At 59.6% G+C, this 14255-nt stretch carries 14 protein-coding genes and 1 tRNA gene; 9 read left to right on the top strand and 6 right to left on the bottom strand.

What is annotated here, in order from left to right; translation table 11 throughout:
* Positions 1-132: 132 nt before the first annotated feature.
* The 9 genes from MGEO_RS06930 (at position 133) to MGEO_RS06890 (ending at position 8383) form a co-directional block, all read left to right on the top strand.
* Entirely contained in the window at positions 133-1374 is a 1242-nt protein-coding gene (locus tag MGEO_RS06930) for an AAA family ATPase (RefSeq protein ID WP_085635999.1), read from the top strand.
* 11 nt (positions 1375-1385) lie between these two features.
* Positions 1386-2825: a CpaF family protein gene (locus MGEO_RS06925; RefSeq protein WP_085635998.1), complete on the top strand. Its 1440-nt coding sequence runs from the start codon at positions 1386-1388 to the stop codon at positions 2823-2825.
* 2 nt (positions 2826-2827) lie between these two features.
* Positions 2828-3796 (top strand): type II secretion system F family protein, encoded by a 969-nt coding sequence (locus MGEO_RS06920; RefSeq protein WP_085635997.1) that lies wholly within the window; start codon positions 2828-2830, stop codon positions 3794-3796.
* A gap of 10 nt (positions 3797-3806) precedes the next feature.
* Complete coding sequence (locus MGEO_RS06915) at positions 3807-4790, top strand: type II secretion system F family protein (protein WP_085635996.1); 984 nt, start codon at positions 3807-3809, stop codon at positions 4788-4790.
* Entirely contained in the window at positions 4787-5347 is a 561-nt protein-coding gene (locus MGEO_RS06910; RefSeq protein WP_085635995.1) for a tetratricopeptide repeat protein, read from the top strand. The genes MGEO_RS06915 and MGEO_RS06910 overlap by 4 nt, the downstream gene beginning before the upstream one ends.
* Positions 5348-5375: 28 nt before the next feature.
* A complete protein-coding gene (locus tag MGEO_RS06905) occupies positions 5376-6236 on the top strand; it encodes a tetratricopeptide repeat protein (protein ID WP_085635994.1) in 861 nt (286 codons plus the stop codon).
* An 8-nt stretch (positions 6237-6244) separates the two neighbouring features.
* Positions 6245-6736: a prepilin peptidase gene (locus MGEO_RS06900; protein WP_085635993.1), complete on the top strand. Its 492-nt coding sequence runs from the start codon at positions 6245-6247 to the stop codon at positions 6734-6736.
* A gap of 97 nt (positions 6737-6833) precedes the next feature.
* On the top strand, positions 6834-8138 hold the full coding sequence (locus tag MGEO_RS06895) for an ATPase (protein WP_085635992.1): 1305 nt from the start codon (positions 6834-6836) through the stop codon (positions 8136-8138).
* A gap of 168 nt (positions 8139-8306) precedes the next feature.
* Positions 8307-8383, top strand: a tRNA-Met gene (locus tag MGEO_RS06890).
* A 138-nt stretch (positions 8384-8521) separates the two neighbouring features.
* Here MGEO_RS06890 and MGEO_RS06885 read toward each other — a convergent pair.
* The 6 genes from MGEO_RS06885 to MGEO_RS06860 form a co-directional block, all read right to left on the bottom strand.
* Positions 8522-9916 carry an FAD/NAD(P)-dependent oxidoreductase gene (locus MGEO_RS06885; protein ID WP_085635991.1) on the bottom strand — a complete coding sequence of 465 codons (1395 nt, stop codon included), beginning with the start codon at positions 9914-9916 and terminating at the stop codon, positions 8522-8524.
* Complete coding sequence (locus MGEO_RS06880) at positions 9903-10211, bottom strand: (2Fe-2S)-binding protein (RefSeq protein ID WP_198948090.1); 309 nt, start codon at positions 10209-10211, stop codon at positions 9903-9905. Before MGEO_RS06880 ends, MGEO_RS06885 begins: the two co-directional genes overlap by 14 nt.
* Positions 10186-11286: an NAD(P)/FAD-dependent oxidoreductase gene (locus MGEO_RS06875; RefSeq protein WP_085636132.1), complete on the bottom strand. Its 1101-nt coding sequence runs from the start codon at positions 11284-11286 to the stop codon at positions 10186-10188. The genes MGEO_RS06880 and MGEO_RS06875 overlap by 26 nt, the downstream gene beginning before the upstream one ends.
* 64 nt (positions 11287-11350) lie before the next feature.
* The gene (gene dctP / locus MGEO_RS06870; RefSeq protein ID WP_085635989.1) at positions 11351-12349 is read right to left on the bottom strand and encodes a TRAP transporter substrate-binding protein DctP; all 999 of its coding nucleotides are present in this window, start codon (positions 12347-12349) and stop codon (positions 11351-11353) included.
* Between the two features lie 39 nt (positions 12350-12388).
* Positions 12389-13699 (bottom strand): TRAP transporter large permease, encoded by a 1311-nt coding sequence (locus MGEO_RS06865; protein WP_085635988.1) that lies wholly within the window; start codon positions 13697-13699, stop codon positions 12389-12391.
* Positions 13696-14166 (bottom strand): TRAP transporter small permease, encoded by a 471-nt coding sequence (locus MGEO_RS06860; RefSeq protein WP_085635987.1) that lies wholly within the window; start codon positions 14164-14166, stop codon positions 13696-13698. The genes MGEO_RS06865 and MGEO_RS06860 overlap by 4 nt, the downstream gene beginning before the upstream one ends.
* Positions 14167-14255 lie beyond the last annotated feature (89 nt).

Below are 14255 nucleotides of genomic sequence, written 5' to 3'. Positions count from 1 at the left end.
CGGCCCCAATGTTGCCAAGTTTTCCACCGAACTTCGGACTGTAGCAGTCTTTCCCGACGAGTCGGGATCGACGCCTGGGGTGCGCTCAGACAGTCGCGCACAGGCGTCATGAAGTTAGAGGAAACGAGGCAAATGACGAGTATCCTTCCAAGCACCCCGGAACCCGCACCGCTTGTCGCGTGCACAATCAGCCGGGATGTTCAGGAATTCGACCTTCTGATCGAAGACATGGAAGCCATCCTTGGAGAGGCGTGGGGCGATCTTGGCTTTGACGAAGCCACGCATTTCTTCTCGCAGGAGGATGGAGAGCATTTGGAATTTGTCGCACTGGCCATTGACGAAGACGACGAGGCCAATGTCGATCACCTGTCCTCGATCATCGCAGCGGCCAAGGCACGCAAGATCAAGGTCGTTCTGATCGCACATGATGTGACGCCCTCAGCGTTGCATCATCTTCTGCGCCAGGGCGCGGATGAGTTTGTCCCCTACCCCTTGCCCGAAGGCGAATTGGCGGCTGCAGTCGAACGCATGCGCAGCGTGCCTGCACCCCAGGTCAGCACCCGTACTGACGAAAACGGTGTCAAACTGTCAAACGACGGGGACGGCGTGATCATTGCCGTTCAGGGAATGGCCGGCGGCTGCGGCGCCAGCACATTTGCGACCAATCTCGCCTGGGAACTGGCCACGGTGACCAAGGACAAGCCGCCGCGTGTCTGCATCATCGACCTCGGCCTGCAATTCGGGGCGGTCTCGACCTATCTGGATGTGCCACGCCGTGAAGCAGTGCTCGAGCTGCTGACGGATATTGAATCCATGGACGAGGACAGCTTCGGGCAGGCGCTTGTGACCTTCGAAGACCGGCTGCAGGTGTTCACCTCGCCCGCCGATCTTCCACCGCTCGACATTGTCGGACAAACCGAAATTCAGACCCTTTTGGACACCGCCGCACAGCATTTCGACTTTGTCGTGGTCGACATGCCGCCGAGCCTCGTACAATGGTCGGAAACTGTGCTGTACGCAGCGCAGGTCTATTTCGGGATCATCGAACTCGACATGCGCTCGGCGCAGAACACCTTCCGGCTCAAGCGCGCGCTGCAGTCTGAAGATCTGCCGTTCGACAAGATCCGCTTTGTTCTGAACCGGGCCCCGAAATTCACCGACCTTCAGGGCAAGAGCCGCCTCAAGCGGATGCAGGAAAGCCTCGATATCTCGGTCGATCTGCACATGCCGGACGGCGGCAGGGCAGTTGCGGAATCGGGTGATCACGGTCAACCGCTTGCCCTGCAGCAACCCAAAAACCCGCTGCGCAAGGAAATCGCGAAGCTCGCCCAGTCGCTCTATGAAGTCGGTCGCTCCGACGCAGAAGCTGCCTAAGGAGTCAGGATATGTTTTCGCGCTACAAAAAGCCGTCTGCAGCCGCCGTTGCCGCGAACGCCGCCCCAGCCCCCAAGGCAGAGGCGGCGAATACGCCCTCACCGTCAAAGGTGATGCGGAAAGTTCTGCCCAAGAAGGCGGCCGTTGCTGAATCCGCCGATCGAGACAAGAAGCGCAAAGAGCGCCTGAGCGAGATCAAGCTCGAGCTGCACCGCGCACTTCTGGACAACCTCAACCTCGCGGCTCTGGATCAGGCGACGGAATCCGAGCTGAAGGAAGAAATCAGCGCAATCACCACGGAGAGCCTTCAGGAAAAAGGCATGGTTCTGAACCGCGAAGAGCGGTTGTCTCTGAACCAGGAACTCTACGATGAGGTCAAGGGGCTTGGTCCCCTTGAAACGCTGCTGAAAGACGAAACCGTCAGCGATATTCTGGTCAACGGCCCGCATCAGATCTTCGTTGAACGCGGCGGTAAGCTGCAGCTCAGCGACGTGACCTTCAAAGACGAAAAGCACCTGATGCGGATCATCGACAAGATCGTGTCCGCCGTGGGCCGCCGTGTCGATGAATCGAACCCCTATGTGGACGCCCGCTTGCAGGACGGGTCGCGTTTCAACGCGATGGTTCCGCCGATTGCGGTTGACGGATCGCTGGTCTCCATCCGTAAGTTCAAGACCGACAAGCTGAGCATCGACGATCTGGTGAATTTCGGCGCCTTTACCGAGGAAATGGCCGTCTATTTGCAGGCGGCGGTTGCGACGCGTCTGAACGTGATCGTGTCGGGCGGTACAGGTTCCGGTAAGACGACCACGCTCAACGCGCTATCGTCCTTCATCGATGACAGCGAACGCATCCTGACAATCGAGGATACGGCGGAACTTCAGCTCCAGCAGACCCATGTGGGCCGGATGGAAAGCCGTCCACCAAACGTCGAAGGCAAAGGTGCCGTGACCCCGCGCGACTGTCTCAAGAACGCGCTGCGTATGCGCCCCGACCGTATCATCGTCGGCGAAACGCGCGGCGAGGAAGTGATCGACATGTTGCAGGCCATGAACACAGGCCACGACGGCTCGATGACCACAATCCACGCCAACAGCGCCCGAGACGGCGTAAGCCGTCTGGAAAACATGATCGCCATGGCCGGGATCGAAATGCCGCTCAAGGCGATGCGGTCTCAGATCTCTTCGGCTGTGAACCTGATCGTGCAGGCCTCGCGTCTTCAGGACGGCTCGCGCCGCATGACCTCGATCACCGAGATCACCGGGATGGAGGGCGAAGTGATTTCCATGCAGGAAATCTTCCGCTTCCAGCGCGTCGGTCTGACTCCGGAGAACAAGATTATCGGCCACTTCACCGCGACCGGCGTGCGTTCGAACTATTCCGAGCGCTTCAAGATGTGGGGCTATGACCTGCCGCCGTCGATCTATGAACCCTTCAACGGAAACTACTGATTATGACACTCAGCGCAGAACCGATTGTCTACGGCCTCATCTTCGTGGCTGTCTTGGTGCTTGTTGAAGGCGTGTATCTTGTCGCGTTCGGCAAATCCATCAGCCTGAACAAGCGGGTAAACCGCCGGCTCGAGATGCTCGACAAGGGCACCAAGCGGGATGAAGTGCTGGCCAAGCTCCGCAAGGAGATGGATCAGCACATGTCGTCCCGCGGGTTGCCGCTTTACTCGATCCTCGCAGACCGGGCACAAAAAGCGGCCATCGCCTTTACACCGAAACAGCTGATCATGGTGATGATCGCTGTCAGTTTCGTGGCGTTTGTCGGCCTGACAATCGGAACCGAAGCGCAGCTTCCAGTACGGATCGTCATGGGTCTGGCCATGGGTGTCGGCGGCGTTTTCTTCTGGGTCAACAGTAAGGCCAACAAGCGTGTTGGCATGATCGAGGAACAACTGCCTGACGCCGTTGAACTGATGGTGCGCTCGCTGCGGGTGGGTCACCCGTTTTCGTCTGCGATCTCGATCGTGTCGAAGGAAATCAAGGACCCGCTGGCGACCGAGTTCGGCATCATCGCAGATGAAGCCAGCTATGGCCGCGACATCGGCGAAGCGCTCAAGGCCATGGCCGAACGCCTCGATATGCAGGACTTGCGCTTTCTCGCGGTCGCCGTGTCCATCCAGCAGCAGTCGGGTGGTAACCTTGCCGAGATCCTCGAAGGTCTGGCCAAGGTTATCCGGGCCCGCTTCCGCCTGTTCCGCAGGGTCAAGGCGATCACCGCCGAGGCCCAGTGGTCCGGCAAATTCCTGTCGGGTTTCCCTGTCGGCGCTCTGATCGTCATTCAGATCACCGACCCGCATTACTACGACGAAGTTCTCGACCACCCGTGGTTCATCCCCGCGTGCTTCGTGGTCGCTGCATTCCTGACAGCGAACCTCTTCGTGATGCGTGCGCTCGTGAACATCAAAGTCTGAGGACCGGACCATGCAAGCTTTCAACCAATTCGCCGTCGATCTGCTTGGCCCTGCCGGTCCGATGATCCTCATCGCCGGTCTCGGCGTTCTTCTCCTGATCCTCGCGATCCCGATGTTCTTCGTGTCCCGGTCCAATCCGATGGATCGCCTTGATGCGAATTCCGGTCGGAAATCGCTGGACGAAGAAACCCGCGCGGTGCTTCGCGACAAGAAGAAGAATGAGAAGCTGAACAAATACGCTCAGTTCCTTGAGCCGCAGGACGCGAAGGAATTGTCCGACGTCCGGATGAAACTTCTTCAGGCCGGCTATCGGACGAAAGACGCAGTTCAGCTTTACTATTTCGCCCAGTTTGCGCTCGGGATTGGCGGCCTCATCATTGGCGTCGCGTATTTCATGCTGATCATGGATCCCTCTCAGGCAACAACACAGCAAACCGTGCTCTATACGCTCGGACCGGGCGCTGCGGGCTATCTGTTCCCGAAATACTGGATCACCAAACGCGTGCAGACGCGGCAGGAAGAAATCGAAAGCGGTTTCCCTGACAGCCTCGACATGATGCTTGTCTGTGTCGAAGCAGGTCAGTCGATGGATCAGGCCATCGTACGCGTCAGCAAGGAACTGCGGGCCTCCTACCCCAGCCTTGCCGATGAATTCGAACTCGTCAGCTACGAGATGAAAGCCGGTAAGGACAAGTCCGCCGTTCTCAACGACATGGGCGAACGCTGCGGTGTTCAGGATGTGATGTCCTTTGTGACCGTTCTCAACCAGAGCCAGAGTTTCGGTACCCCGATCTCGGACGCGCTGCGCGTCTATGCGGCTGAAATGCGTGACAAACGCGTGATGCGCGCCGAAGAAAAGGCAAACAAGTTGCCAACCAAAATGACATTGACCACAATGATGCTGACGGTGCCGCCGCTGTTGATCATTCTTGTGGGTCCTTCGGTCGTCGGCATTCAGCAGCTCGGTGAGATCGGAGGAACGATGGGGCAATGAGTCTAGGCCGGTTCTGGCCCGGAATTCTGATACTCGGATTGGCCGCCTGTGGACCGGGCGGTTTTTCCGCATCTGGCGACACCGTTTTTGCACCAAGTGTCGATCCAAGGGGGGCCGCAGTTGATCAACTGACCGTGGGCCACCGCCTTATGGCGGCGGGCGAGTATGAACTTGCGCTCAGCTCTTTCCGTCTTGCGGCTGCAGAGCAGGGTTTGACGCCCGAAGTCGTCAGCGCCCTTGGGTCGGTCAATCTGGCCCTGGGCCGGCTCAACCAGGCCGAAGACCTGTTGCGCCGCGCCACGAAGGACGATCCCGACAGCCCCGAGGCGTGGAACAATCTGGGTGTCGTCCTGATCGAGAGAGGCGAAACCGCCGAGGCCGCACAGGTGTTTCGCAGAGCCTTCGCGCTCGACAATGGCGAAAGTGTTGCAATTCGCGATAATCTTCGCTTGGCACTCGCAAAATTGGAAAATTCGCAGTATGGTGCCGACATAGAACAAGAATACAAACTTGTGCGGCGCGGCAGCAGTGACTTTCTGATCCGCCCAGCGCAGTAAAGAGGCAGAGCAGTAAAGGACGCAAAAAATGCGCCATCCCTTTATCGTGACCCTGTGTATTGCAGGGGCTTTCGCACTTTCCGCGTGCGAAAAAGGCATTGATACCGAAGCTGTGGATCGCGAATTTCAGGGGGTCAACGTCATCGACGGGACCAATCTGAACGAAGTGATGCTGACGGTCTCTGATCCCAATGAAGCCGTCGCCTATTTCCAGCGCGCCAGCAAAGCCGAACCAGAGCGGGTTGACCTGCTGCGTGGCTTGGCGATTTCGCTGATCCGGGCCAAGCGGCACACCGAAGGTGTTGCTGCCTGGGCACGCGTGGTCGACCACGAGGAAGCCACCAACAGCGACCGTGTCGAACTTGCCGATGCGCTGATCCGCAACAACGAATGGGACCGCGCCGAAACCGTGCTCGACGCCATTGCGCCGACCCATGAAACCTACAAACGCTACCGGCTCGAAGCGATGATCGCTGACAGCAACAAGGAATGGGACAAGGCGGACAGTTTCTATGAAACTGCGGTCGGACTGACGACAACGCCGGCTTCGGTCATGAACAACTGGGGGTTCTCCAAGTTGACCCGTGGCGACTATGCCGGTGCGGAGCGCCTGTTCACACAGGCCATCCAGAACGACAACTCGCTGTTCACGGCCAAGAACAACCTCGTTCTCGCCCGTGGCGCACAGGGAAACTATGTTCTTCCCGTTGTCCCGATGACCCAGATCGAACGCGCGGAACTGCTTCATTCGATGGGCCTTGCCGCCGTCAAACGCGGAGACGTCGTGACCGGCCAGGGGCTGATGCGCGAAGCGATCGACACCCATCCGCAGCATTTCGAAGCCGCAGCACGGAGCCTCAAGGCCCTTGAATCCAATGTCGTGAACTGAGTGTCCTCATGGATATCTCGGCGTTCTCGGCACTGGTTTTCCTGCCATTTGTGCTTCCCATCTGCATCTATGTGACTTTTTCGGACATGCGCGACATGCGCATTCCGAACCAGATGGTTGTTCTTTTGTTTCTCGTGTTCGCGGTTGTTGGCTTGGTGGCATTGCCGTTTGACGTCTATCTGTGGCGCTACATCCACCTGATCGTGGTTCTTGTGGCAGGGATTGCCCTGAACGCCGGCGGTGTCATGGGGGCGGGCGACGCCAAATTCGCCGCCGCCGCCGCTCCCTTCATCCATGTCGGAGATGTCCGTTTCCTTGTGGCCCTTTTCGCCGCAAACCTGCTGGCGGCCTTTGTCGCGCACAGGATCGGCAAATACACCGGGCTCAGGAAAATCGCGCCGCATTGGGCAAGCTGGACCAATGCCAAGTTTCCGATGGGTCTCGCCCTCGGTGGTACCCTGGCGATATACCTCGCGCTGGGGATTTGGTTCGGTCGGTAAACTGCCAACACGCGGTCAAGTGCTGGCCCTTCTGTTGCCACATTAGCCTGCGACGGTACGCCAAAGTGAGTCAGGCAATACCGATCCGGGGCTATCGATGAACATGCAAAGCAGCGCCGTCATGGCGCCTCCTCCGCCCAAGCGCATGGAAGATATGGCGCTTCAGCCGGTCATGATGCGGGACATCATGATCAAGACCATGTTCCGCAAGAACGTTTCGACGGCAACGGCGATCTCGAAGGCGATCTGCCTGCCCGTACCGATTGCGCAGGAACTGATCGATTATGCGCGCGGACAACTTCTGCTTGAGGCGACAGGTACACTGAACGCCAATAACGGCTCGGAAATGGGGTACCAGTTGACGGATTCCGGCAAGGCCCGTTCGTTGGATGCGTTGGCGCAGTCCGAATACTACGGGGCGATGCCCGTACCTCTTCTGATCTATGCCGAACAGGTCAAACGCCAATCGATCCGCAACATTCACATCTCGCGCCAGCAGCTGACAGATGCGATGGGCCACCTGATCCTTCCGCCTGACCTTCTGGATAACCTCGGCCCCGCCGTCGGCGCGGGCCGGTCGATCCTGATGTACGGGCCTCCGGGGAACGGCAAATCATCGATCTCGAACGGTATCCGCGACGCCATGGGAGACAAGATCTACATCCCGCATGCGATCGAATATGCTGGTCAGGTGATCACGGTTTACGACCCGATCGTCCACAGCGCGGCAGAAAGCGCGGCAGCCTCGAGCGGGCTGCGTCTGACCAACCGGTTCGACACGCGTTACGTGCTCTGCGCACGGCCAACGGTGATCACGGGCGGTGAACTGTCACTCGACATGCTCGATCTGGTCTACAACCCGACCGCCCGCACCTATCAGGCGCCGCTTCAGCTGAAGTCCACCGGCGGCATCTTCATCGTGGACGACCTTGGCCGCCAGGCCGAACCACCGCAGAAACTGGTCAACCGCTGGATTGTCCCTCTCGAGGAATCGCGCGATATCCTTGCGCTTCAGTCGGGCGAAAAATTCGAAGTGCCGTTCGACACTCTGGTGATCTTCTCGACCAACTTCCACCCGAACGAAATCTTCGACCAGGCCGCCCTGCGCCGGATCTTCTTCAAGATCAAGATCGACGGGCCGGATCAGCAGAACTTCCTCAAGATCTTCTCGATGGTGGCGAAAAAGAAGAAGATGCAGCTGTGTGAAAAGTCGCTGATTCATCTTCTGAAAACCAAGTATCCGACGATCAAGAACGTGTACGCGAACTATCAGCCGGTCTTCCTGATCGACCAGATGATCGCGGTCTGTGACTTCGAAGGCTGGCCCTACAAGATGACACCGGAACTGATCGACCGGGCGTGGGCAAACATGTTCGTCAAGGACGAAAAAATCGTCAAATAATCGCAATCGGCTGATTTTCAACCGACTGAAATTCGCGGACGCGCCGATGCGTCCGCGACCTCGGGCAAGCGTTGTGACACTGCACGTGCAAACCGGACCGAGAACCGCCAAAAACGCAAGATTAGCCCTTGACGCCACGCGGCGTCGCCCGTACTCACGCGGCGGTCTGGCGCGGTAGCTCAGTTGGTTAGAGCGAACGACTCATAATCGTTAGGTCGGGGGTTCGAGTCCCCCCCACGCCACCACATTCCTCTTTAACATGACACGTGCATGTCCGGCAGTCTGGACCAACCAGCAAGGCGTGTGTGCACGTCAAGACCGCGGCGTGACACAGCCGCGTCTGAAATCCTCGCAAACGTGAAGACGGTCGGCCTGCCCCCGGCCTATTCGGCGGCAGTCGCCTCTGATGTCTCCATCGCGGCAAGCTCTCCAAGCGTGACCGGCTTCAGCGGCGGCCTGATGCGATAATAGCCCGTCGCATCAGGGGACTGCGCGTTGGCTTCTGCCAGCAGCGCAGTCACCGTCAGACCGCAGTAGCGGCCCTGACAGGGGCCCATTCCGGCTCGACCAAACGCCTTGGTCTGGTTCGGACCAAGGCAACCCAGTTTCGCGTAACCCCGGATATCGCCGGCGGTGACTTCCTCACACCGACAGACAATAGTTGCGTCTGACGGTGACAGCGCCTCTGCATAGGGCGGATAGGCGCTATCGAGGAACGGCCGCGCAGCACGTTCCTTTGCAAGCGCGGCTCTGAAGGGTGCAGCTTTTCGATCCCGTTCTCCTTCGGTCAGCCGCCCGGCGATCTCTGCAATCCGGAGCGCAGACAGACGACCGGCATGTTCTGCGGCTTTGGCACCTCCAATTCCGCCGCCATCGCCTGCGACAAAGACACGGTCCAGATTGCTTTGCCCCCAGGCGTCAAGGACCGGCACGAAACAGGCCTGCATGTCGCTCCAGCGATGCGTCACGCCAAGTGAGCGCGCGGCCTGGGTATTGGGTACGACCCCGTGATGAATGAAGACGGTGTCGCAATCGATCCGGTGGCGTGTCCCACCTTGGGTGAAACACACTGCTTCCGCCTTGGACTGCCCGTCGATACTGATCTCGGATGCCCCGACATACCGAGGCACACCGGCGCGCCGGATCTCGGCCAGCATCGACAGCCCCTTGAGCAGATATCGCCAGCCTCGCAGCGCGCCACCCAGATGGCGCATGGCCACGGCCATGTTCGCCTTCGTCTGAGTTTCGACCAAGGCGGCCGGTGGCGTACCGGCCCTCACCATCTGTGCAGCAATCAGGTAGAGAAGCGGACCGGCTCCAACGAGAACTCCCTTTCGCGCCAGAACGCCGGACTGTTTCAGCAGGATCTGCCCAGCGCCTGCCGTCATGACCCCCGGCAGGGTCCAGCCGGGAACCGGCATCGGGCGTTCCAGCGCACCTGTCGCCAAGAGAACCCTTTCGGCAGACAGCTGTGCGCCTTTGCCATCCTTTGTGAACGAAATACGGAAACCGTCCTCTATCGCCCAGACCACGGCCCCGGCGATGTGTGTCACCAACTCGTGCGCCAGCCCGGCTGTCAGCGTCTTTCCATAGGTGTAATCCGCGCCGAGAATATCGGTACGATCCTTGGTAACACGGTCGACATCGCGGTAGATCTGCCCGCCAGCGCGTGATTGCTCATCCAACAGTGCCACACTCAGGCCAGCAGCGGCAGCCTCGGCTGCGGCGGCCATACCAGCCGGACCGGCCCCGATAATGGCGAGATCATAGGTCTGCATGCTGTGCCTCCGCCCGATGGGGTTTGCCGACAACCAGACCGTCGGACACATCGACCATGCAGGCCTGTCGCACCACCCCGTCAATCTCGACAAGGCAATCGAAGCAGGCCCCCATCATGCAGAAGGGCGCGCGCGGCGCACCGGAAACCGGCGTGTTCCGAAAAACATCCACTCCCGCTGCCAGCAACGCCGCAGCGAGGTTGGCTCCGTCGGGCAGGCTCAGCCGCGCCCCGTCGAAAACCACCTCGACGCGCGGTGTCTCGTCCATCTCAAGAAACGGTGAAACGGGCTTCACTGAAGACCTCCAGATTCGGGGCTGCCTCCGTGCCTTCCAGCCAATCCGGCAGAAGGCGTGCGTGGGCGGCGGCAAGGGTGATGCCACTGTGACAGGTAACAAGAAAGGCGCCGGGCATGTCCGAGCTTTCCTGGTAAATCGGCAGGCCATCCGGAGACAGCACCCGCAGCGCACCCCAACTGCGCACCAGTTGCGCCCGAGCCAGTGCCGGATAGGTCGCGATTGCATCGGCAGCCAGACCCGAGAGACCCGGCTGGGTCACGTGATCGTTGAAGCCGACCTCCTCATTGGTCGCTCCGATCTGGATCCCACCCTCGTCGACCTGTCGCGCAATGAGCGACGGCCGGTTGATCATCTTGGGCAGCTTTTCCGTAATCAGCACCTGCCCGCGCTGCGGACGGATCGGCGCTTTGAACCCCAACATCGGCCCCAGCTTGGCAGCCCCAAGCCCGGCCGACAGGATCAGTTTCTCAGACGAAATCAAGGTGCCGTCCGAACAAGCCAAACGGAACGCATCGTTCTTGTCCACCTGGGTGACCGTCTTGCCGTTCAGAACCCGTCCGCCAAGGCGGCGCACGTCTGCGGCAAGGGCCATCAACAGTTTCAGCGGATTCGCGTGTCCGTCTTGGTGATGCAGAATCGCGCCGACAACCTTTGGGCCGATATGCGGTTCTTCCTTGCGAAGCGCATTGTGCCCCAAAACCTCGTAGGGATAGTTCCCACCGAGCTTCTCTTTCAGGACTTCGTACTGCGCGACTGTCCTGTCGAGGCTTTCCTCCGAGAAATGAAAGTCGTAGCCGCCCTTCTGTTCCAGCGGGACAGTCTTGCCTGTGTTGTCTCGCAGTTCACTGGCGAACTCCGCCCAGATTGCGGCGGACTCCTGCGACCAACTGGCATAGCGTGGTTGGTTCATGCCCTTGGACTGAACCCAGACCAACCCGAAATTCCCGCGGCTCGCCCGAAAGGATCCGTCGTCGCCATCGATTACGGTGACCTTGCGACCGCGCCGGAGCAATCCCCACGCGACCGAAAGGCCAACAACCCCGCCTCCGATGATGGCATAGTCGGTTTCCATGTGTTCGTCCCAAGTGATGAGTATGTCGGGCGGGAACGGCAAAGCCGCCCCGCCCATAATTGACTCAGTTGCCCGCTGCGGCAACCTTGTCGAGAATGGACTGACCCCAGTCAGCACCCACATCTTCAAGAACCGCGGGCCAGACATCGGCACGGGTCTTTGCAGCCATCGCCGCCAGTTCGTCATCGCTCAGCGCAACCACGGTCGCGCCCAGCTCATCAACAAGACGCTGCTCGTTGCGCGCCTGGTCGGCTTCCGCCACTTCCCAACGAGTTGCCTCAAAGGCCGCCGCCTGCTCTTTGAGGGCGGCCTGATCTTCGTCCGAAAGGCTCGCAAGGCTTTCGTTCGAAATGATCATGTACCAGACTTCAAAGTGGGTATTGGCAGGGATGTAGGTCTTGGTCACATCGCGGAACGAGGCGTAGTAGCCTTCTGCGCCCGACCCGATCACGCCGTCCACAACACCGGTCTGAACGGCAGTGAAAGCTTCGGAGAACGGGATCGGCGACGGGATATAGCCCAGTGCTTCACCGGTCAGCTGGAAGCTCTTGATCCCCGGCACGCGCACCTTGATCCCGTTCGGTTCGACCGAGCCGGCATTCGGGTTTTCCACGTTCAGCGAAATACCCCCGAAATAGACCGGATAGGCGGCGAGCATGGTGATGTCCTGCTCGGAATACAGCCCTGCCATCACCTCGCGGACAACGCCGCCCGGACCATAGACTGCGCGGGCCTGATCCCAGTTCCCGGCAAGATACGGGAAGGACGAAATCTGCATCCGGCGGTCCGCTGCCGTCGCGGCAGGCTGGGTCGCCATGTCGATGGCCCCCACGCTGATGCGTTCCTGCACGGTGGTGTAGTCGCCCAGCGCCGACGCCGGGAAGATTTCCACGTTCACGTCACCGCCGGTGGCGTCTGCCACTGCTTTCGAGAAGGCGCGCAGCTCCACGTCAATGGTGGCGTCCTGCGGGCGGACATGGCTCATCTTGAGGTCTTGGGCCTCGGCGTAAGAGCCCAGAACCATCAGCGCGGCGGCGGCAGTGGTCAGCATTGCATGTTTCATTGTGAGTTCCTCCAGATTGGATTGCAGAGTTCAGGAAAGTCAGGGCGCGACGTCGTAGCCGAAGAAGCGCGGCAGAAAGAGCGACAGGTCGGGCCAGAGCGAGGTCAGGAAGACCACCGGCACATAGCCGAACAGGATGAGTTTCATGGCCGGCGGGATCACCTTGGTGACCTTCACCTTGCCGATGCGCGCGCCCAGATAGAGGATCGACGCATAGGGCGGCGTGACCCCGCCCATCGCGGTGTTCACACCCATGATTGCGGCGAACTGCACCGGGCTGACCCCGATCGCCTGCATCAGCGGCAGAAGCAGCGGCGCAATCAGGATGATCGCGGTCACGTCGTTCACCACCATGCCCACCAGAAACAGCAGGATGTTGATGAGGATCAGCAGCAGGACCTTGTTCTCGGTGATCGAGAAGATGCCCTGCACCAATTGCTGCGGAATGCTTTCGTAGACGAACATCTGGCTCAGGATCATGGAGAACAGGATCATCATCATGATCGCGCCAACGGCGGTAGCAGCTTCGCGCCCGGCCGACAGGAAGTTCTCCCACTTGAGGCCCTTGTAGATCAGGAAGCCAACCGGAACCGCATAGATCACCGCAACAGCCGCCGCCTCGGTCGGGGTCATCACGCCCCCATAGATGCCGCCCAGGATGATCACCGGCATCAGCAGCGCCGGGAAGGCATGGAAGCCACGGCGCGCCACCTCTCCGCTCAGTTCCGAAAAGGTCGGCTTGTCATCAAGGTGCAGATTGAATTTCCGCGCCATCACGAGGTTGATCACCGAGAACGCCACCATGATCAGCAGCCCCGGCCCAAGCGTCGCAAGGAAACAGGCGAGGATCGATGTATCCGTAACCCAGCCATAAACGATCATCGTCACCGAGGGCGGGATCAGCAGGCCGAGAATAGACGAGTTCGCGATCAGCGCGGTGGCGTATTCACGGGGATAACCACGCTTTTCCATCTCGGGGATCAGCAGAGGTCCGATAGCCGCGATGCCGGTCAGGCCCGAGCCGGAAATCGCCCCGATCACCGCGCACGAGACTGCGGCAACCACACCCAACCCACCACGCACATGGCCGATGAAGGCATTGACGAAGCGCAGCAGAGAGGCCGCGATACCGCTTTCGGACATGATCGTTCCGGCCAATACGAACAGTGGAATGGCCAGCAGCACCGGGTTTCCAAGCTGCTGGAACCCCCAGAGCATCATGCCCTTCATCGTCACGTCACCGATGAAATACATGATCATCAGCGCCGCACCGAAACAGTAGGGCAAAGGCACCCCAAGGGTCAGCGTGATCACCAGAACGGCGATGGCAATAAGCGCGATCTCGATCATGCCGGGTCTCCTGTGCGCAGGCTGCGAATGTGACGCCACAGGTGCCACGCGGTGTAGACCATCATCAGTCCCAACCCGGTCACCAATGCGATGTCGGAATAGAAGGTCGGGATGTAGAGCGTCGGGCTTTCCCGCCAGACACGCCACGCGTACCGCGTGTAATCCCATGCCCAGGACAGGAGCCAAAGGCCGACGATCAGGCTGATCACTTCACCGATGATGGCAAGGATCGTGTGGCCCCGGTCGGTCTTGATAAAGATCTCCAGAACATTGGCCCGGATATGGGTGTTCTCGCGAGAGGCGTTAACCGAGCCCAGAATGTAGAGCCAAAGCGTCGGATAGAGCATTGTCTCTTCCAACCCCATGACGGGCACCTGCAACACATAGCGCGTGATGACCTGAACGAACTGGCCCAGCGCCACGATGCAGATCAGCGCTGTCAGCAGATATTTCGCAAAATTGTCCATCTGTCCCCCACCCCACCGATTGTTCCGTGGGCGTTGGGACAATCACACTGGACAAAGAGCATAAAATCAATTTCATAATATCTCTGACT

The sequence above is a fragment of the Marivita geojedonensis genome (genome assembly GCF_002115805.1).
Classification (GTDB): Bacteria; Pseudomonadota; Alphaproteobacteria; order Rhodobacterales; family Rhodobacteraceae; genus Marivita; species Marivita geojedonensis.
This window is presented reverse-complemented; position numbering and strand designations above follow the sequence as displayed.

Coding starts and splice junctions, on each gene's coding strand:
- MGEO_RS06930 (WP_085635999.1), top strand. CDS start 133: ATGACGAGTATCCTTCCAAGCACCCCGGAACCCGCACCGCTTGTCGCG.
- MGEO_RS06925 (WP_085635998.1), top strand. CDS start 1,386: ATGTTTTCGCGCTACAAAAAGCCGTCTGCAGCCGCCGTTGCCGCGAAC.
- MGEO_RS06920 (WP_085635997.1), top strand. CDS start 2,828: ATGACACTCAGCGCAGAACCGATTGTCTACGGCCTCATCTTCGTGGCT.
- MGEO_RS06915 (WP_085635996.1), top strand. CDS start 3,807: ATGCAAGCTTTCAACCAATTCGCCGTCGATCTGCTTGGCCCTGCCGGT.
- MGEO_RS06910 (WP_085635995.1), top strand. CDS start 4,787: ATGAGTCTAGGCCGGTTCTGGCCCGGAATTCTGATACTCGGATTGGCC.
- MGEO_RS06905 (WP_085635994.1), top strand. CDS start 5,376: ATGCGCCATCCCTTTATCGTGACCCTGTGTATTGCAGGGGCTTTCGCA.
- MGEO_RS06900 (WP_085635993.1), top strand. CDS start 6,245: ATGGATATCTCGGCGTTCTCGGCACTGGTTTTCCTGCCATTTGTGCTT.
- MGEO_RS06895 (WP_085635992.1), top strand. CDS start 6,834: ATGAACATGCAAAGCAGCGCCGTCATGGCGCCTCCTCCGCCCAAGCGC.
- MGEO_RS06885 (WP_085635991.1), bottom strand. CDS start 9,916: ATGCAGACCTATGATCTCGCCATTATCGGGGCCGGTCCGGCTGGTATG.
- MGEO_RS06875 (WP_085636132.1), bottom strand. CDS start 11,286: ATGGAAACCGACTATGCCATCATCGGAGGCGGGGTTGTTGGCCTTTCG.
- dctP (WP_085635989.1), bottom strand. CDS start 12,349: ATGAAACATGCAATGCTGACCACTGCCGCCGCCGCGCTGATGGTTCTG.
- MGEO_RS06865 (WP_085635988.1), bottom strand. CDS start 13,699: ATGATCGAGATCGCGCTTATTGCCATCGCCGTTCTGGTGATCACGCTG.
- MGEO_RS06860 (WP_085635987.1), bottom strand. CDS start 14,166: ATGGACAATTTTGCGAAATATCTGCTGACAGCGCTGATCTGCATCGTG.